This window comes from Vreelandella sedimenti (assembly GCF_013416325.1).
Lineage (GTDB): Bacteria > Pseudomonadota > Gammaproteobacteria > Pseudomonadales > Halomonadaceae > Vreelandella > Vreelandella sedimenti.
This window is the reverse complement of the sequence record NZ_JACCGK010000002.1, coordinates 231,620-249,962: the sequence shown is the minus strand read 5'-3', so window position 1 is coordinate 249,962 and position 18,343 is coordinate 231,620. Positions and strand designations below refer to the sequence as shown.

Annotated in this window: 16 protein-coding genes; 11 read left to right on the top strand and 5 right to left on the bottom strand. The window is 56.0% G+C overall.

Features of this window, described 5'->3' with window-relative positions; genetic code table 11:
- Positions 1–14: 14 nt before the first annotated feature.
- From HZU72_RS03270 to HZU72_RS03250, 5 genes are read left to right on the top strand one after another with little or no spacing between them, the layout of a single operon-like run.
- On the top strand, positions 15–443 hold the full coding sequence (locus HZU72_RS03270) for a flagellar protein FlhE (protein WP_180090484.1): 429 nt from the start codon (positions 15–17) through the stop codon (positions 441–443).
- Between the two features lie 26 nt (positions 444–469).
- A complete protein-coding gene (locus HZU72_RS03265) occupies positions 470–1,171 on the top strand; it encodes an RNA polymerase sigma factor FliA (RefSeq protein WP_180090482.1) in 702 nt (233 codons plus the stop codon).
- A 40-nt stretch (positions 1,172–1,211) separates the two neighbouring features.
- On the top strand, positions 1,212–2,033 hold the full coding sequence (locus HZU72_RS03260) for a motility protein A (protein WP_180090480.1): 822 nt from the start codon (positions 1,212–1,214) through the stop codon (positions 2,031–2,033).
- 5 nt (positions 2,034–2,038) lie between these two features.
- On the top strand, positions 2,039–2,713 hold the full coding sequence (locus HZU72_RS03255) for an OmpA/MotB family protein (RefSeq protein ID WP_180090478.1): 675 nt from the start codon (positions 2,039–2,041) through the stop codon (positions 2,711–2,713).
- Positions 2,714–2,736: 23 nt separating this feature from the next.
- On the top strand, positions 2,737–4,743 hold the full coding sequence (locus HZU72_RS03250) for a sensor domain-containing diguanylate cyclase (RefSeq protein WP_208457942.1): 2,007 nt from the start codon (positions 2,737–2,739) through the stop codon (positions 4,741–4,743).
- A gap of 10 nt (positions 4,744–4,753) precedes the next feature.
- Here the strand turns inward: HZU72_RS03250 and HZU72_RS03245 are convergent, their stop codons facing one another.
- Complete coding sequence (locus HZU72_RS03245) at positions 4,754–5,356, bottom strand: hypothetical protein (RefSeq protein WP_180090474.1); 603 nt, start codon at positions 5,354–5,356, stop codon at positions 4,754–4,756.
- Positions 5,357–5,552: 196 nt separating this feature from the next.
- On the opposite strand from HZU72_RS03245, the gene HZU72_RS03240 reads away from it, so the two are divergent.
- Positions 5,553–7,664: an adenosylcobalamin-dependent ribonucleoside-diphosphate reductase gene (locus HZU72_RS03240; protein ID WP_180090472.1), complete on the top strand. Its 2,112-nt coding sequence runs from the start codon at positions 5,553–5,555 to the stop codon at positions 7,662–7,664.
- Positions 7,665–7,720: 56 nt separating this feature from the next.
- Positions 7,721–8,515, top strand: coding sequence for a ribonucleoside-diphosphate reductase (locus tag HZU72_RS03235; RefSeq protein WP_180090470.1), 795 nt, complete (start codon positions 7,721–7,723; stop codon positions 8,513–8,515).
- A gap of 53 nt (positions 8,516–8,568) precedes the next feature.
- Here HZU72_RS03235 and HZU72_RS03230 read toward each other — a convergent pair whose 3' ends face one another.
- Both HZU72_RS03230 and uvrA read right to left on the bottom strand, forming a co-directional pair.
- Positions 8,569–9,312: a Crp/Fnr family transcriptional regulator gene (locus tag HZU72_RS03230; protein WP_180090468.1), complete on the bottom strand. Its 744-nt coding sequence runs from the start codon at positions 9,310–9,312 to the stop codon at positions 8,569–8,571.
- Positions 9,313–9,475: 163 nt separating this feature from the next.
- On the bottom strand, positions 9,476–12,322 hold the full coding sequence (gene uvrA / locus HZU72_RS03225; RefSeq protein ID WP_180090465.1) for an excinuclease ABC subunit UvrA: 2,847 nt from the start codon (positions 12,320–12,322) through the stop codon (positions 9,476–9,478).
- A 183-nt stretch (positions 12,323–12,505) separates the two neighbouring features.
- Between uvrA and HZU72_RS03220 the strand changes: the two genes are divergently transcribed.
- From HZU72_RS03220 to HZU72_RS03205, 4 genes are all read left to right on the top strand, one after another.
- Positions 12,506–13,885: an MFS transporter gene (locus HZU72_RS03220; RefSeq protein WP_180090463.1), complete on the top strand. Its 1,380-nt coding sequence runs from the start codon at positions 12,506–12,508 to the stop codon at positions 13,883–13,885.
- Positions 13,886–13,957: 72 nt separating this feature from the next.
- Positions 13,958–14,593, top strand: coding sequence for a single-stranded DNA-binding protein (locus HZU72_RS03215; RefSeq protein ID WP_180090461.1), 636 nt, complete (start codon positions 13,958–13,960; stop codon positions 14,591–14,593).
- A 52-nt stretch (positions 14,594–14,645) separates the two neighbouring features.
- The gene (locus HZU72_RS03210) at positions 14,646–15,536 is read left to right on the top strand and encodes a sugar nucleotide-binding protein (protein ID WP_180090459.1); all 891 of its coding nucleotides are present in this window, start codon (positions 14,646–14,648) and stop codon (positions 15,534–15,536) included.
- Entirely contained in the window at positions 15,533–16,267 is a 735-nt protein-coding gene (locus HZU72_RS03205) for a lysophospholipid acyltransferase family protein (RefSeq protein ID WP_180090457.1), read from the top strand. Before HZU72_RS03210 ends, HZU72_RS03205 begins: the two co-directional genes overlap by 4 nt.
- An 86-nt stretch (positions 16,268–16,353) precedes the next feature.
- Here HZU72_RS03205 and fabB read toward each other — a convergent pair whose 3' ends face one another.
- Both fabB and fabA read right to left on the bottom strand, forming a co-directional pair.
- On the bottom strand, positions 16,354–17,571 hold the full coding sequence (fabB, locus tag HZU72_RS03200; protein WP_180090455.1) for a beta-ketoacyl-ACP synthase I: 1,218 nt from the start codon (positions 17,569–17,571) through the stop codon (positions 16,354–16,356).
- Positions 17,572–17,584: 13 nt separating this feature from the next.
- Positions 17,585–18,100 (bottom strand): 3-hydroxyacyl-[acyl-carrier-protein] dehydratase FabA, encoded by a 516-nt coding sequence (gene fabA / locus HZU72_RS03195; protein WP_022520895.1) that lies wholly within the window; start codon positions 18,098–18,100, stop codon positions 17,585–17,587.
- Positions 18,101–18,343 lie beyond the last annotated feature (243 nt).

Sequence of the window (18,343 nt, the reverse complement as noted above, 5' to 3'; positions counted from 1 at the left end):
CGAGGAAACCAAGCATGCTAAGCTGGCCGTTAAGAGGGAAACTGCTACTGAGCATAGTACTGCTGACAGGGTGTCTACTAGCAGGGGTAACGGGAAACGCCCAGGCGACACCCGGTAGCTGGAGCAGCCAGATACCAGGTCTAATGGTGGCGATGAGCGATAGGGCAAGTGCTAGTCAAGCGGCTACCCCGCCCACCGTCGGCAATATTCAGTCAGGTCAGCTCGGGCGTGTCCAGTGGCAGTTTCAGCATCCCCCCGGCGCGCTATTAAACGCTTGGTTGTGCCACCCTGAGCAGTGCGTTGCGTTATCCGGCATGCGTGGTTCTACCACTGCACTGGCGGGGTTTGCCGCGGATGCGCCGTTGCATTTTCGCTTCGCTTTACTTCCGGGGCAGCGGCCTGTTCGTGTCCAGGGGCTGCAAATGATTGTGAACTATCAGTGAAGGCTGTATAGCCGCGAGGCGAGAGGATGTACACAGCACAAGGCAGGATCAAACAGAGTGAGCTGTTGACGCAATACATGCCACTGGTACGACGTCAGGCCTTGACGCTTCAGGTCCGTTTGCCAGCCAGCATTGAGCTCGACGACCTTATTCAAGCCGGGATGGTAGGGCTGCTGGAAGCGCTGGGGCGCTTCGACGCCACTCAGGGGGCAACGTTCGCGACGTTTGCCAGTCAGCGTATTCGCGGTGCAATGATGGATGAATTACGTACCCGCGACTGGCTGCCCCGCAGCGTGCGCCGTTCAGCGCGAGCGGTTGACAGTGCCGTTCGTCAATTGGAGCAACAGCTAGGGCGGGCACCAGAAGAGAATGAAATCGCCCAACACCTTGAAATGCCGCTGAGTGAGTATCAGCAGCTGCTCAACGACACCAACAGTGGTCAACTGTTGCCGTTTGAAGAGCTGGTGGCCGACGGTGGCGAGCCTAGCAATAATGAATTGGGTAATTCACCGTTTGAGCAGTTGCTAGACGGCCAGCAACGGCAAACGTTGATTGAGGCAATTGAAGCGCTGCCAGAGCGTGAAAAGCTGCTAATGGCGCTGTACTACCAAGAAGAACTCAACCTCAAGGAAGTAGGGGCTGTGTTGGGCGTCACGGAATCACGCGTTTCACAACTGCACAGCCAAGCCGTCAGCCGCTTACGCGCGCGTTTACACGATTCGGCATAACACCTCTTTTTACTCACTTGTGACCGGCAAGGAGCCGTGGATGAACCCTTCGACACTGATAGGCATATTTGCCAGCATATTGCTGTTGGTGAGCGTGCTGTTTTTTACCGCAGAGTCCCCTGAAAGTTTTATCAATTTGCCGGGTTTGGCCATTGTGGTGACCGGTACCCTAGCGGCAACCTTTATCAGCTATCCGCTGAAAGAGGTGCTCCGCGTCGTACGGCTGGTGGGCTTGGTATTCCGGCGCGAAAATACCTATATGCGTGACGATATCCGTGAACTGGTGGATATGTCGCGCCTCTGGTTTAAGGGCGATGTACGCGCGGTCGAGCGCGAGTTGGAGCATACCCGAAACCCGTTTTTGCGTACCGGGATTCAACTGGTCATTGCCAACACCAAAGAGGATGAAATTTTTGACATGCTGCGCTGGCGCATTGCCCGTCTTAAAGCGCGTGAGCATGCCGAGGCACAAATATTCCGTACCATGGCCACCTACGCACCCGCCTTTGGCATGATCGGCACCCTGGTAGGGTTGGTCAATATGCTGGAAGTCATGGACGCAGGCGACCTGCAAGTGATCGGCCCGCGCATGGCGGTGGCCCTGCTCACCACCTTCTACGGTATTTTACTCGCCAACTTGGTGTTTAAGCCGATTGCGGTGAAACTTGAGCGCCGCACCGAAGAGCGGCTGATCACCATGAATATGGTGCTGGAAGGTATTTCGCTGATTACTAAGCGCCGCCTGCCGTCGTTTATTGAAGAGACCCTCAACTCGTTTGTAGCTAACTATCACGATGAAATACGCGACAACAGTGTCAAGCCAAGGCCTGACTCGTCGGTGAGCTCCGCGGTCAAGGGATAGCCAGCATGTTAGACCGTGATACGCGCCATGCACTGGAAATGACGCCGTCGCTAGGCGATGGTGATGATGGTTGGCTAACCAGCTATTTGGATGTGCTGACGCTGCTAATCACGCTCTTTGTGCTGCTGCTTTCACTGACACCGCCGGGCGGCGGTGAGGCGGCTGATACTGCTTTCATGCGCTCGGCTAGCGCTGTATCATCATTGCCGCTGGCGTCGCTAGCCACCGGCATTCAGCCCCGCCATTCAGGCGTTCAGCCGCAGTTTGATGGGCTCGACATTCCGGGGGTCAGCGTTTCCCAAGGGCGCGAAGGGGTCACACTGCGGATTGATACCAGTCTGCTATTTCCCAGTGGCCAAGCTGTACTGACTTCCCGTGGGCAAGATGTGGTAGAAAGCCTTATCGATGTGCTGACCCGTTTTGACGGTCAGATTTCGGTAGAAGGCCACACCGACAGCGTGCCTATTTCAACGGCCCGCTTCCCCTCTAATTGGGAGCTTTCATCAGCGCGGGCTATCGCTGTGGTGAGGCATTTAGAGCGCCAAGGGTTCAATATCTCTCGTATGCGGGCCGTCGGTTATGCCGACACCCAACCCATGGAACCGAACGCAACTGCGGAGGGCAGAGCTGCCAACCGTCGCGTAGAGTTGTTGCTAAGGCAGCAGGTCGAGGGTGAATAGATTGCGAGGCCACGTTTGTGTCCATGTACCACCCGCGGTTGCAGCCGTTTGGAGCTCTGCTGGTTTTAGATGCCGATTGTCGCCGCATTCAAGCCAGTAGCACCAACTTAACCCGCTTGACCGGTATTGAGCGCCCTGAAAATGGGCAGCGTACTCTTGCCTATGTGTTAGGAAAACGGCTAAGCCAGCGGGTGCGTCGCGAGTTGCAGGGGCAGCAGAAACTTTCCGGCCCGCTGGTGTTTATTCGTTCCAAGCATAGCAACATGCGTTTTCAGCTCTATGCTTACCGAGCGGGTGGGGAGGTCATCGTCGAGATTGAGCCACTCAACCCCCAAGGTAAGCGCCGCCTGCTGGGCACAGTCAATGAGCGGTTGATGCATTTAGCCGAAGCAACCCACCAGGAAGAGCTGCTCGACTGCTTGGTTAACGCTATTCAACAGCTCACCGGCCATGATCGCGTCACCGTGTGCCATTTCGACAGTGATTGGCATGGTTTAATGGTCGCCGAAACGCTGGGCAACCAGCTGCCCTCGCTGTTGGGGCAGCGCTTCCCCTCAAGCGACTTTCCTTTCGCCTTACGCAAAAGTTACCAACATTACCCCGTTCGGTTAATTGAAGACGTCGATGCGCCGCCTGAAACGCTGATGCCCGCCTACTCGGGAGTGAGCCTTAGCGGCAGCTTTTTACGTGCCCCTGCCCCTGAGCGGCAGCAGTATTTACATCGCCTGGGGGTGCGTGGCTCATTCAGTTTGGCCATGCAGGGGGATACTGGCTTATGGGGTCTAGTGTTTTGCCATTCGCCAGCGCCGCACTCGGTTGAACCCCCCGTGCGTGATGCCGTTCGCACCCTCGTGCAAATGGCCACCCAGCGCATGCTGTTGCTACGGGCGCGTCAAGAAGCCCGCTATCTACAACGGGTTCAGGATAGTCTCGTGCTCAGTGCGCGAGCGCGCAGCGAGCCGCAAAGTCCCCAGCAGTTACTTCATGAGCAAGCGGCTATCTGGATGAAACTATTTCGCGCCCATGGCGTGGTGCTGTGGGTGAATGGTGGCGCTTATCAAGTGGGTGTGACGCCGACTCCAGAAGCGATTAGCCAGTTTGTGCTGCGTCTGGAAAGAACTCATGTGCATAGCGGCCCTTGGTGCACGCGCGAAATCGGCACAGAGACGTTAACCGCTTCGCTAGCCATGCCCGAGCAGTGTGGGGCGCTAGCGGTGCCGCTGCCGATGAGTTCGACCCAGCGCGCCTGGCTGATTTTTTTTCGCCCCGAGCAGGTGGAAACGCTGTATTGGGCGATGCAGCCTACAACTAACCCTAAACCGGCCGTGACATTGGCTCCATCGGTTGCTTGGTCTGAAGAGGTAGTCGGCAGAAGTGAAGCGTGGCTGCGGGTAGAGCGCTTAGCGGCGGTAGACTTGGGAGAAGACCTGACGCTAGCGATTTCTGCCTATGAAATTAGCTCACTGAATATGCACCTGGAGCACGAACGCAAAGCCCTTGCCGAAGCTAACCAGCGTCTTGAGCAATTAGCTCATTTCGATCCTCTAACCAAGGTGTGGAACCGTTACCGCATCGAAGAAGCGATCAATGCAGAGCTAGTGGCTGCCAAGCGCTATGCGGCCGCTTTTGCCTTGCTACTGTTCGATGTGGATAACTTTAAGCAGATCAACGATGTTCACGGCCATAGCGTGGGTGACGATGTACTGGTGGCCCTGGCGCGCTTAGTGGAAAGCTCGCTGCGTGGCTGCGACCACCTGGGACGTTGGGGAGGCGAAGAGTTTATTGTGCTGGCGACTCATTCCGATGTTGATGCCGCCGTTGGCCTGGCCGAGCGGCTGCGCTCGCTGGTAGCAGAGCTGCGTATAGAGGGAGTTGAGCAAACGGTTACAGTGAGTATCGGTGTCGCTGTTTGGCAGCCGGGGGACAGCTGTAAAAATATTATCTCCCGGGCTGATGACGCCATGTACCGCGCTAAGCATGGCGGACGCAACCGCGTTGCAATGGCGTTTGAGCCTGTGGTGCTGATTTAATCAAACCTTATTAGGCGCCACTACCTTCACACTGGGTGAGCATTCGGTTGATCGCCGCATCGGCACCTTTTAGGCTAAAGGTCATATACCACGGCTCGCGCTCTTCCTGGTCGAAGCCGAGAAATAGCTGCTCCCCCTGGCGCATGTCGGCCATCAGTGTTTCCAAGTCGCTTAAATAAAAGTGAGCATAAAACCCGTCATCACCGCGCTCAGTGATAAATTCCGCCATGGTGTCGATGACGGGCCTTTCATCGATGCGCAGCCGAGTGGGCACCAAGTTTACTGTACGGCTCTCTCCCTGCTGCTGCTCAAGGGTGACTCGCATCTCCAGCCAGGGTAAATCGCAAACGCCCGAGGTAGTATTCACGCTCAGCGTCGCATCCGAGTAGCTGTGGGTTTCTACCGCTCGATGGTGGCGTTCGCCACCCAGTGAGAGCGTCATTGACTGCCAATGGTCGTGGGTGGCCACGTCGTCGGTATTGAACGTGGTCGCGTTAGCGACGGGCGTAGCGGCTATCCACATGGTCACTATCGCCACAACGGTTAACGTGAGCGTGCAAAGGCACTGGGATGGAGAGCGCAGGGAGTGAGTTGCGGACATGATCAAAGCCATTTAATCCAAAACCCCAGTCTATATTGTGTTTGGGATTGGCAAAACAGTAACGCGCTGATTTTCCTATATATGGTAGAAAAAAGTAAAAAAAGTGCCTCATATGGTGGGATGTCACGTCTATACTTCACTCCGATGCTACGTATAATCGCCCTATTTGAGCGCTATAATTCACCCCGCTGTGAAGGAGTTTTGCGACATGAGCACCGCTGCCAAGGCTATGAAGACCTCTAATGATGTCCCGATGCAGGCCCCCTCGCGGGAAATCTGGGACGCCAAATACCGTCTCAAGGATCGTCATAGTCAACCCGTGGATCAAGACGTCGGTGCTACGTTTGAACGTGTTGCTCGCGCCCTGGCTGCGGTGGAAGGTGATAAGGCGGAAGAGTGGCTGCCGAAGTTCCGCTGGGCGCTGGAAAATGGCGCCATACCTGCCGGTCGTATTCTCTCCAACGCGGGCGCTGAGGCCTACAAGCCTGCGGTGAGTCTGATTAACTGCACCGTCTCCCGCACGATTCGCGATTCAATGCGCGATATTCTCGACTCGGTGGTCGATGCGGGTATGACGCTAAAATCCGGGGCTGGTATCGGCTACGACTTCTCAACGCTGCGCCATAAGGGCGCGTTCGTATTCGGTGCTGGCGCAGGCACCAACGGCCCGCTGGCGTTTATGGATATCTACGACAAGATGTGCTTCACCGTCGCCTCTGCAGGTGGTCGGCGTGGTGCTCAGATGGGTACCTTCGATGTGGGCCACCCAGATGTGCGCGAGTTTATTCAGGCCAAGCGCGAAGCGGGGCGTCTGCGTCAGTTTAACCTTAGCTTGCTGATCACCGACGAGTTTATGGAAGCGGTGAAAAACAATACCGACTGGCCGTTGGCCTTTCCACTGCACCCTGGCGAGAAAGAGGACGTTAAAGCGGAAGACTTGATCTACCGTGACTGGCCGGTAGTTGAAGAGGGCTACACGGTCGATGCCGAAGGCCGCGTCGCCTGCCGCATTGTCGAAGTGATTAAAGCGCGGGAGTTGTGGGACACCATTATGTCCTCCACCTACGACTACGCCGAGCCCGGCTTTATCCTGATCGACCAGGTTAATCGGATGAATAACAACTGGTTCTGCGAAGATATCCGTGCGACGAATCCCTGTGGCGAACAACCCCTGCCGCCGGAAGGTGCCTGCCTGCTGGGCTCGGTCAACCTAACCAAGTTTGTGATCGACCCCTTCGGCGCCGATCCGCGCTTTGACTGGGAACGCTACCGCAAAGTGGTCGCGATCTTCACGCGTATGCTCGATAACGTGGTCGAGATTGCCGGTTTGCCGTTGCCCCAGCAGCAGCGTGAAATAGAAGCCAAGCGGCGCCACGGCATGGGCTTCTTAGGCTTAGGCTCAACGCTCACCATGCTCAAAATTCCTTACGGTTCTAAGCAGTCGTTGGTGTTCACTGATGAGGTGAGCCGCCACTTAGCGATAGAGGGTTGGAAGCAGGCGCTGGAGCTCTCCCAAGAGAAAGGCATGGCGCCGGTGCTTGAGCAGGAGCACACCATTACTCCCAAAATGTTGCGCGAGCGGCCTCAGCTGGCCAAAGATGGCTACGAAGTGGGCGATCAGGTGCCGGGGCGTATCCTGCACGCCCGTTATAGTCAGTACATGGCCCAAGTGGCCGAGCTTGAGCCGGAGCTTGTGTCACAGCTAGCCGAGCACGGCGCGCGCTTCACCCACCACAGCTCGATCGCACCGACCGGCACGATCAGCCTGTCGATGGGTAACAACGCCTCCAATGGTATCGAACCCTCCTTCTCGCACCGTTATTTCCGCAATATTATTCAGTCGGGCAAGAAGACCAAAGAGCAGGTCGAAGTCGTCTCCTTTGAGCTGGCCGCCTACCGTCACTTTATCGCCTCTGATGCGGTGGACAGCGACCTACCTGACTACTTCGTCACCGCCGATGCGATATCTCCCGAACAGCACGTTGCTGTTCAAGCCGCCGCCCAGCACTGGGTGGATTCAGCGATCTCGAAAACGGTCAATGTACCTACCGAGTTCCCCTTTGAACAGTTCCAGAACCTCTATTTGCAGGCTTATGAAAGCCGCTTAAAAGGCTGCACTACTTTCCGCTTTAATCCCGAAGCTTTCCAGGGCGTGCTCGTACGGGAAGATGATCTTAAAAACACGACCTACGTATTTGAACTTGAAAATGGTGAAACCCTCGAACTAGCCGGGAATGAGAAGGTGATTTACGACGGTGAAGAGCATAACGCTGCCAACCTCTTTGATGGCTTAAAAGAAGGCACCTACGGCAAATGGTGATGCCGCGTTAAGCGCCATCTGTTTTAAACGCACACCTTTGCTAAATGGAGAACACCATGGCTGTAGAAATTACCTCAAAAATTGTTGGTTACCGTATCAAGCAGCAGGAGCAGGCCGTTTCCGTTCCTGCGTTACAAGATGAAGATCCGCTAACGGTGCGTATACCTTCCCGTCCGGAAGGCACTTTGGAAGCCGTGTCTGAAAAGATTTCATACGTAGGCGCGGAAGGGCGCAAAAAAGTCTATTTGCTGGTGTCGTTTATGCCAGTGGAAGGCGTAATTGGTAGTAAGCGAGTGGTGATTGAGCGTCCGGTGGAGTTTTTCTTCCCATCGGGCCAGCTCTCCAGTGAGCACCAGTGGATCACTGCGACCATGCGTAGTCTCTCACTGGCGGCGCGTGGCGGTTACGTTACCCAGGCGGTGGCGGATCTGCGCAAAGTAGCCTGGGACAAAGGCTTGGTGCGCTGTGGTATGAACCGTTGGAACAAGCCAATGTTCCACGATTCGGAAGTGGCGGCGATTGCTTGGTCGATTCAGCAGATTCTTTATCGCCGCGGTTTTCTGGATCGGGATGGCAACCAAGTGCCGGTTGAAAAGCTGGTAGAGCGTTATGCCCATCGTATGGCTCACGGCCACGCTTGGCAGCCCGGTGCTGAAGAAGACGCTAATGATGCACCCATTGAAACAGGCGCGGTGGAGACGATTGGCGGTGATAAGGCAACGAAGGGAAAAAAGCCTGAAGGCAGTGGCCCAGCCATCGTGGGTAACTGCCCCGAGTGTCGCGGCGAGCTCATCATGATGGATGGATGCCCCACCTGCTATGCAGGCTGCGGCTGGTCCAAGTGTGGTTAGGTTGAGCTGAGGCCTTTGGTTTAAAAACCGCGTGCTAACAGCACGCGGTTTTTTTATGCCGTTTCGCCTAACAGGGGGCGGACATTGTCGGTGAGATAGCAGTCGTCAAACTGCCCTTCGGTACTCAGGGCCTTTAAATCCGGTATCGTTAGGTGGTGGCGATCGCGAAACACCAAACCATCTTCGCTGAGTGCGGTAAAGGTACGGCTAACGTGTACCGGGCTTAGCCCTAGCACATCGGCTAACTGTTCCTGAGAGAGGGGCAGGCGGAACTGGTTGCTAATATCCGGGTTGGTTTGGCGCAGCCGTAGATACATCTCATAAAGGAAGTGCGCCATTTTTTGGCGTGCGCTGCGTCTAGCCAGCGTCACTAGCCGCTCGGTCATTAGCGCTTGTTGGCGGCTACTGATGGCAAACATGACTGATGTTAGCGGGAGAGATTGGCGGAATATTTCCAGCATGCGCTTGTGCGGAAAATGACAAATCACCCCGTCATCAATCATGCGCACATTCTCAAGACGCTCAGAGAAAGCAAACTCGCGCAGTCCAATAATATCCCCCGGTAAAAACACTTCCAGAATCTGGCGGTCACCATTTTCAAGATGACGGTAGGAGTAGGCCCAGCCGCTTTTTAACGTGCAGAACTCATTGGCCGGGGCGCCCATCTCCCAGAGTAGCGTGCCCGACTTAATATCGGACGGGCTCTCCTCCAGCGTCATGAGCAATTCCTTCTCGTCATCGCTTAATGAACAGTAGTGATTGAAGTGCTTAATAATACAGCTATTTTCCTGACCCACGGCTTATCCCTCCGGCAGAGGATTGCATAATCCTGCTAACTATAATCTGCTCGCCACTATAAACAATGTGGCCATCTACTGCGTTGCCCAAAGGTACTAACTAGCATGGCTATTTAGTCTGGGGTGGGCGCGTCTGCCCACCCTGCCTTCAAGAAAGAGCGTGCTAGCGCTTCGTTGCGCGATTCCCCCGTGCCAGCAGTGGCGCTAAGAATCGACCGGTATGCGAGACTTTCTGCTTGGCAATCTGTTCAGGCGTGCCTTCGGCGATGATCTGCCCGCCCCCAGAACCCCCTTCGGGGCCAAGATCGACAATCCAGTCGGCGGTTTTGATCACATCCAGGTTGTGCTCAATGACCACGATGGTATTGCCGTGATCGCGCAGGCGGTGAAGTACCGTCAGCAGTTGACGGATATCTTCAAAGTGCAGCCCGGTGGTCGGCTCATCCAAAATATACAGCGTTTTGCCGGTATCGCGCTTGGCCAGTTCGCGGGCGAGTTTAACCCGCTGTGCTTCGCCGCCGGAAAGGGTAGTGGCGCTCTGTCCCAAGCGGATATAGGAGAGCCCCACATCGAGCAAGGTTTGCAGGCGACGGGCAATCGCCGGTACCGGGCTGAAGAATTCCAGCGCGTCTTCCACGGTCATGGTCAACACTTCGTGGATCGTTTTACCCTTGTAATGGATATCCAGGGTTTCACGGTTGTAGCGCTTGCCCTTACAGACATCGCAAGGCACGTAGATATCCGGTAGAAAGTGCATCTCTACCTTGATCATGCCTTCACCCTGGCACGCCTCGCAGCGCCCACCCTTGACGTTAAAACTGAAGCGACCAGGCTTATAGCCCCGCGAACGCGCTTCTTGGGTGCCCGCAAACAGTTCTCGAATCGGCGTAAAAATACCCGTATAGGTGGCCGGATTTGAGCGTGGCGTGCGGCCAATCGGGCTCTGGTCGATATCGATCACTTTATCGAGCTGGTCGAGCCCCTCGATCTTCTCATAGGGCGCGGCGGTCAATGTCGTCGCGCGATTTAATTCGCGAGCCGCAATCGGCATCAAGGTGCCGTTGATCAACGTCGATTTACCCGAGCCGGAAACACCGGTAATGGCGATAAACAACCCTAGCGGCAGGCTAAGTGTGACATTCTGCAGGTTATTGCCGGTAGCGCCGCGCACCACCAACTGCTTTTCCGGGTTGCCAGGAATACGGTAGGGCGGCACCGCGATTTCCCGGGTACCACAGAGGTATTGGCCGGTCAGCGAGTTAGGGTTGTCCATTACGTCTTGCGGGGTGCCCTGGGCGACAATTTCACCGCCGTGCACACCCGCACCTGGGCCGATATCCAGCACGTGGTCGGCGGCGCGAATGGCGTCTTCGTCGTGCTCTACCACGATCACGGTATTGCCCAAGTCACGCAGCCGCTCAAGGGTTTTCAGCAGTCGGTCATTGTCGCGCTGGTGCAAGCCAATCGACGGCTCATCGAGAATATACATCACCCCGACCAGGCCTGCGCCAATTTGGCTGGCTAAACGGATACGCTGGGCTTCACCGCCGGAAAGGGTATCGGCACTGCGCTCCAGGTTGAGATAGTCCAGCCCTACATTGACCAAAAACTCTAACCGGGCGTGAATCTCGTGGACGATTTTATCGGCAATTTCACCTTTGCGACCCGGTAGGCTCAGATCGGCAAAATAGTGCCACGCTTCGCCAATCGGAAAGCGCACAATCTCGGCGATATTGTGATCATCCACGTAAACATGGCGTGACTCTTTACGCAGTCGCGAGCCGTTACAGGTGGCGCAGGGCTGGACGGCGATGTATTTGACCAGGTCATCGCGCACCATGTTGGATTCGGTTTCCCGATAGCGGCGCTGCATATTGGGCAACACGCCTTCGAAAGCGTGTTCGCGGGTCACTTTACGACCGCGATCACCCACGTACACAAACGGGATCTGCTCGTCGCCGCTGCCGTTTAAGATAACCTCTCGCTCGTGGCGGGCGAGCTCTTGCCAGGGTGTTTCCAGCTCAAAGTCGTAGTGCTTAGCCAGCGCCTGAAGCTGGGTAAAGTAGTAGATATTGCGCCGATCCCAGCCTTTGATCACGCCTTCGGCAAGTGATAGCTCCGGGTGGCTGATGAGCTTGTCCGGGTCGAAGTACTGCTGTACACCCAGACCGTCGCAGGTAGGGCAGGCGCCTGCAGGATTGTTGAACGAGAACATGCGTGGCTCAAGTTCCGCCAGCGAGTAGCCGCACACCGGGCAGGCAAAGCGTGACGAGAAGGCAATATCGTCGCGCTCACCGTCCATAAAGTGAATCATGGCGGTGCCGTCGGCGAGGTTCAACGCGGTTTCAAAGGACTCCGCCAAACGTTGGGCAAGGTCGTCGCGCACTTTGAAGCGGTCAACGACGACGCTGATATCGTGCTTTTTGCGCTTATCCAGCGGTGCGATGTCGTCCAGTTCCAGCACTTGGCCATCGACCAGGGCGCGTACGAAGCCCTGAGCGCGCAGCTCGGCTAATAACTGTAAATGTTCGCCCTTGCGGCCTTTGACTACCGGCGCCAGCAGCATCAGCTTGGTGCCTTCGGTGAGGTTCATGACCTGGTCGACCATCTGCGAGATGGTCTGGGCTTCCAAGTCCTCGCCATGTTCTGGACAGCGGGGCGTCCCGGCACGGGCAAACAGCAGGCGCAGGTAGTCGTAAATTTCGGTGATGGTGCCCACGGTCGAGCGCGGGTTGTGGGAGGTGGACTTCTGCTCAATGGAGATCGCAGGTGACAGCCCTTCGATGTGATCTACATCGGGCTTTTCCATCATCGACAGGAACTGGCGCGCATAAGTGGAGAGCGACTCCACGTAGCGGCGCTGCCCCTCGGCGTAAAGGGTGTCAAACGCTAACGACGATTTACCCGAGCCGGAGAGGCCGGTAATCACAATCAGCTTGTTACGGGGCAGCTCCACATCGATCTGCTTGAGGTTGTGGGTGCGGGCACCCCTGACCAGAATGCTGTCCATCAACACCTCGAATCGCGCGGCAAAAGCGTGATTATACGTTTGTCGGCACCCTCCCGGCAAAACCGCTTTGATAACCTGCGTCAACTCGCGACGTTTCCAGCGCCAGCCCAAACCGCTAGAATAGAGGATTGTCACAATCCACACTGACTCACCACATGCTTAATCAGCATATAAAAGGGCATTATGCGCAAGGTTTCCGCACTATTGCTGGCCTCTGAACGACGTGCGATCAGTGGTTTGGCCGGGCTTTATGCATCGCGCATGCTGGGTCTATTTATGGTGCTGCCGGTGTTGGCGCTGTATGCCGACACCCTTGAGGGTTCGACTCCGCTACTCGTGGGCGTGGCGCTGGGTATTTATGGTTTAACCCAGGCAACGCTGCAAATCCCGTTTGGCTTGCTCTCTGACCGCATTGGTCGTAAGCGGGTGATTGCCATGGGACTATTGATATTTGCACTCGGCAGCGTGGTCGCCGCTCTATCCGATACCATTATTGGTGTGATTGCCGGGCGAGCGCTGCAGGGTGGCGGTGCCGTTGCCGCGGCCATTATGGCGCTGCTGGCGGATCAAACCCGTGAAGAAATTCGCACCGCCGCTATGGCCACCATTGGGCTCTCTATTGGCGTTTCGTTTGCGATTGCGATGGTGCTGGGGCCGTGGCTTGCCGCTTGGGCGGGGCTGGCTGGGGTCTTCTGGTTTACCTCGCTATTAACGCTGGTGGGGCTGCTGGTGCTATGGCGCTGGGTGCCTGCCGCGCCTCGGCGGCGACGTCACCGCGATGTGGGCATGGATCGCCAGCAGTTTAAAAGCGTCATCACCCGCCCCGATTTATGGCGGCTGGATGTGTCGATTTTTGCCCTGCACTTAGTGCTGATGGCGATATTTGTCGCGGTACCTTTTCGCCTGCTAAACGCCGGTGTGGCGATTGAGTATCATGGGCTGGCGTATCTTGGCATTATGGCGCTATCGTTTGTTGCTATGGTGCCGCTGATTATTGTGGCTGAGAAGCAGCAGCGCATGCGCTTGATGTGTCTTGCAGCGATCGGCGCTATTGTGCTGAGTTTGGCGGGGCTGGGATTGCCTCTCTCGCCAAGCTACTGGCTGTTTGTATGGCTGTTTGTGTTCTTCACCGGCTTTAACTTGCTGGAAGCGACGCTACCTTCCATGCTCAGTAAGCTTGCCCCGGCTGGCGCCAAAGGAACCGCGATGGGGGTGTACTCCACCAGCCAATTTTTAGGCGCTTTTTTAGGCGGTACGCTAGGCGGCTTGCTGGCTCACTATGGTGGCCTCAATGCGGTCTTCATTGGCTGCGCTGGGCTGGCGCTATGCTGGTGGATAGCCATGTGGCGGATGCCCGCACCGCCACCTCTCTCCAGCGAAGTGGTGGCGCTTCACGAGACCCAGGCAGACGCGCTCGACCTGTTGATGGAACACTTAGCCGATGTGGTCGGCGTGGAAGATGTCATGGTGGTGCCGGAAGAGCGCTTGGTCTATTTAAAGGTGAACCGTCAGCAACTTGATCAGGCAGCGTTGAACAAGCTGATGGCACCCCCAAAATCTTAATCTAGCCGTGCCAATGAAGTGGGGCGGCGGTTGGCAATAAACACTACATGACAGCTATCAAAGGAGCACCTTATGGCTCGCGGCATTAACAAAGTCATCTTGATTGGTAACCTCGGGCAGGATCCAGAGGTGCGTTTCACCCCCAGCGGCACCGCCGTGGCCAACCTAAACTTGGCCACCACTGATACCTGGATGGATCGCCAAAGCGGTCAGCGCCAAGAGCGCACCGAATGGCACCGCGTGGTGATGTTCAATAAAACCGCTGAAATCGCCCAGCAGTACCTGAAAAAAGGCTCCAAAGTCTATATTGAAGGGCGCCTGCAAACCCGTAAGTGGCAGGATCAGAATGGGCAAGATCGCTACTCGACAGAAATCGTCGCCAACGATATGCAGATGCTTGATGGCCGTAGCGGTGATTACCAGGGCGGTGGCGCTCCGCAAAATAACTATCCCCAGAACGCTCCTCAGAATGCACCCGCTCAAAATAATCCTGCCGCTAATCACCAAGGAGGTTATCCCCCTCAGGGTGGCGCGCCTCAAGGCGGAAATAACTACCCTGGCGGGCAGAGTCCACAGCAACCGCCACGGCCCGCGCAGCCAGCACCGCAGCAGGGCAACCAAGCTCCACCGCCCAACCAGCAGAACAGCAGCTACGGCGCCCCGGATCCGGGTAACTTCGACGACTTCGACGATGAGATCCCGTTCTGAGCGTGCTATTCGTCGCGCAGCGCGGAAGCGAGCGTGATAAGGGAGGGATGTCTTGAAGCTGTTAATACTGGATGCTGGCCACTGCTTAAGCTTGGCACTGGCTCGGGAAGCAAGCCGTCGCGCCGATACGGAGTTAGTCATTGAGCAGGGCACAATCATTACCGCTTCGCGTCTTGAGGCGATAGCCCCGGACGCCGTGATTATTCCGCCATTGGCCCATCCACTGAATATGGCGCCAGCGGATGTGACGGCGCATGCCGATGCGGTAGATATTTGTCTGGATGCCTGCCAGGCGCAAGACGTAGCGTTGATATGGTGTGTCTCCGATCAGCTCTACGAAGACGGCTTGGATGTCCCCATTGATGAACATGTGGTGCCCGCGCCACGGGATGACAGCTTGCGCCGTCTGGTGCAGACCGGTGATCGCATCCGTGCGGAGTTTCAGCGTCATTTGATTGTGCGCTTAGGCCCGCTGTTTGCGCTGGAAGGCAGCCATGCGTGGCTAAATGACATCATTGGTAATTTGGTTCTTGGGAAGGCAGTGCGCGCTGCTGAGGATGTGATTTTTTGCCCGACCTCCGCGGATGCCGTCGCCATGGCGCTGATTGGCATGCTACAGCAGCAGGTCAGCGGTGCTGAGGCTTGGGGGGCTTACCATCTTGCTGGCACCGAGCCGGTCAGCGCCTTTACTTTTACCTCCATGGTGCGTACCCAGCTGTTAACGCACCTTGAGGGGCGCGGTGAGCAGATTACTCTCGGCGAGGTGCAACCGCTTAAACATCATCATGATGCAAAGCTACGGCGCGTTTTGAACTGCCGGCGTGTGCTGGATGTGTTTGGTGTTCATCAAAAACCGTGGCGGTTAGAGGCTGGGCGTATGTTGGATGCGTGGTGTGTAACCCGTGAAAGTAACCGTCTCAGCGATACAGGAGTGTCGGCTTGATAAATGTGGTCCGCAGCTTGATCTTTTATGCTGGCTACTTTTTGGCCATGCTGATGATCGGCATCCTGTTTTTGCCCATTGCGCCGTTTCTTCCACTATCTGGCCGCTACCGGCTGCTCAATTTGTATAACTACTTTTTGATGGTGTGGTTTCGTATTGCCTGCGGAGTGCGCTACGACATCCAAGGGCAGGAAAATCTGCCCAGTGGCCCTTGTGTGATCCAAGCCAACCACCAGTGTGAGTGGGAAACCGTGTTTCTGCAGGTAATGAAGCCGCCGGTATGTACCGTTCTGAAACGCGAATTACTGCGCTTGCCGATCTTTGGTTGGGGTTTGCGCTTGCTACGCCCCATCAGTTTGGATCGCTCAAAACCTGCGCGGGCGATGAAGCAAGTGCTTACCCAGGGTGTCGAGCGTTTGGGAACGGGGCTTTCGGTGCTGATTTTTCCGGAAGGGACGCGGGTAGATCCAGGCATCCGCAAGCGCTACAACAAAAGCGGCAGCGTGGTGGCGTGTCGTGCGGGGGTACCGGTCTTGCCAGTGGCCCACAACGCCGGCGAGCGCTGGCCGGGACGCCACTGGGTTAAGCGGCCAGGCGTACTGCGTGTACGGATTGGCAAGCCGATTGAAACGGCTGGGCGTATGCCCGATGAAGTGCTTGCCGAAGTAGAGGTGTGGATCGAAGCTCAGCTCCAGGATATTTCAGAGGTACCGCGGCCTACCTCTCGGTAACCGCCTTATGTTTATCCGCCAGCTTTGTAAATAAAAACGGCGCCCACTGGGCGCCGCTTTTATGCTCATCGTACGAGTAGTTCGCATTACTCGTTAAAACGCTGGAAGACTAAACACGCATTGGTGCCGCCAAAACCGAAGCTGTTAGATAAAGCACGTTCTATCTTCACGTCATCTCGACGTTCGGTGACAATATCAAAGCCATCGGCCTGCTCATCCAAATCGGTGATATTCGCCGAAGCAGCAACGAAGTTGTGCTGCATCATCAGCAGCGAATAGATCGCTTCCTGTACACCGGTAGCTCCCAGGGAGTGACCGGTAAGCGATTTAGTCGAGCTCATCGCGGGCGTTGTATTACCAAATACTTCGCGTATTGCTTTCAGCTCGGCAACATCGCCTACGGGCGTCGAAGTGCCGTGGGTATTGATGTAGTCAATATCACCATCGACCGTTCCCATCGCCTGACGCATGCAGCGCGTAGCACCTTCGCCCGAAGGGGCGACCATATCATGGCCGTCAGAAGTCGCGCCGTAACCCACCAGTTCGCCATAGATTTTGGCACCGCGGGCTTTAGCATGCTCGAGCTCTTCCAACACCAGCATGCCGCCGCCGCCGGCGATAACAAAGCCGTCACGGGCTTGGTCGTAAGGGCGTGAGGCCTTTTCAGGGGTATCGTTGTAGTGGGTAGAGAGCGCACCCATGGCATCAAACAAGCAGGAGAGGGTCCAGTGCTCCTCTTCGCCGCCACCGGCAAACACCACATCCTGCTTGTTGAGCTGAATTTGTTCCATCGCGCTGCCAATGCAGTGTGCGGAGGTCGCGCAGGCAGAAGAGATGGAGTAATTGACGCCTTTGATTTTAAACGGCGTTGCCAAGCACGCTGACACAGTGCTACCCATTGTCCGAGTGACGCGATAAGGACCAACGCGGCGCAGACCTTTTTCGCGCAGTATGTCGGCTGCTTCAACCTGATTAGCGCTTGAAGCACCGCCAGAGCCCGCAATAAGCCCCGTGCGTTCGTTGGAGACCTGCTCTTCGCTTAGCCCTGCGTCTTCGATGGCTTGGGCCATAGAAACGTAAGCATAGGCCGCCGCGTCGCCCATAAAGCGGAGCAGTTTGCGGTCAATAAGTGCGTCAAGATCGATATCGACGCTGCCCGCCACATGGCTACGGAAGCCACGCTCGGCATACTCTTCCTTAAAACGAATACCGCTACGCCCAGTTTTGAGCGCGTCCAGGACCTGTCGTTGGTCGTTGCCAAGGCACGATACGATGCCAAGGCCGGTGACTACCACTCGTCGCATGGGAGCCTCCTGTTCAGAAATTCGCAGTGGAGGTAAATAGGCCAACGCGCAGATCATTAGCCTGATAAATGTCGCGTCCGTCGACGGTTACGGTGCCGTCGGCGATACCCAAGATAAGACGTCGGGTAATAATACGCTTAATATTAATGCTATAGGTCACTTTTTGTGCATCCGGCAGAATCTGTCCGCTGAATTTAACTTCGCCGCAGCCAAGCGCACGTCCGCGACCAGGGTGGCCTAGCCAGCCCAGGTAAAACCCGACTAGCTGCCACATGGCGTCTAATCCTAAACAGCCAGGCATAACGGGATCTCCGGGGAAGTGGCAGTCAAAGAACCACAAGTCAGGCGTGATATCCAGCTCGGCGATCAGCTCGCCCTTGCCATGCTCACCGCCTTCTTCGTGAATGTGCTTGATGCGATCAAGCATTAGCATGTTAGGAGCCGGGAGCTGTGCATTTCCGGGGCCGAATAGCTCGCCGCGGGAGCAGGCCAGCAGTTCTTCGCGATCAAAGGAATGTTGCTTGGTCACTGAATCGTTCCGAATATCAAATTGGTTGTGTAGCTAGTCTACTTCCCGAAACCGCTGAATGCACGTAACAGGCTATTTATCGTCCATAACTAGAGATTTTAGCGGGTTGGCCGATAGCACTAAAAGTGAGCGGCTTGGCTCATTAATAGCCGATTATGCACAATAAGTGTTCCATTGCCGTAATATAGAGTATCCAAGTGACTTATTAGGCGGCATGATCAGCATGGCACCTAACGCTAATTT

Bases quoted from the DNA above. Each gene is read 5' to 3' on its own strand.
- HZU72_RS03220 (WP_180090463.1), top strand. From the start codon at position 12,506: ATGCGCAAGGTTTCCGCACTATTGCTGGCCTCTGAACGACGTGCGATC.
- HZU72_RS03265 (WP_180090482.1), top strand. From the start codon at position 470: ATGTACACAGCACAAGGCAGGATCAAACAGAGTGAGCTGTTGACGCAA.
- HZU72_RS03250 (WP_208457942.1), top strand. From the start codon at position 2,737: ATGTACCACCCGCGGTTGCAGCCGTTTGGAGCTCTGCTGGTTTTAGAT.
- HZU72_RS03240 (WP_180090472.1), top strand. From the start codon at position 5,553: ATGAGCACCGCTGCCAAGGCTATGAAGACCTCTAATGATGTCCCGATG.
- HZU72_RS03215 (WP_180090461.1), top strand. From the start codon at position 13,958: ATGGCTCGCGGCATTAACAAAGTCATCTTGATTGGTAACCTCGGGCAG.
- HZU72_RS03270 (WP_180090484.1), top strand. From the start codon at position 15: ATGCTAAGCTGGCCGTTAAGAGGGAAACTGCTACTGAGCATAGTACTG.
- uvrA (WP_180090465.1), bottom strand. From the start codon at position 12,322: ATGGACAGCATTCTGGTCAGGGGTGCCCGCACCCACAACCTCAAGCAG.
- HZU72_RS03255 (WP_180090478.1), top strand. From the start codon at position 2,039: ATGTTAGACCGTGATACGCGCCATGCACTGGAAATGACGCCGTCGCTA.
- HZU72_RS03235 (WP_180090470.1), top strand. From the start codon at position 7,721: ATGGCTGTAGAAATTACCTCAAAAATTGTTGGTTACCGTATCAAGCAG.
- HZU72_RS03260 (WP_180090480.1), top strand. From the start codon at position 1,212: ATGAACCCTTCGACACTGATAGGCATATTTGCCAGCATATTGCTGTTG.
- fabB (WP_180090455.1), bottom strand. From the start codon at position 17,571: ATGCGACGAGTGGTAGTCACCGGCCTTGGCATCGTATCGTGCCTTGGC.
- HZU72_RS03245 (WP_180090474.1), bottom strand. From the start codon at position 5,356: ATGGCTTTGATCATGTCCGCAACTCACTCCCTGCGCTCTCCATCCCAG.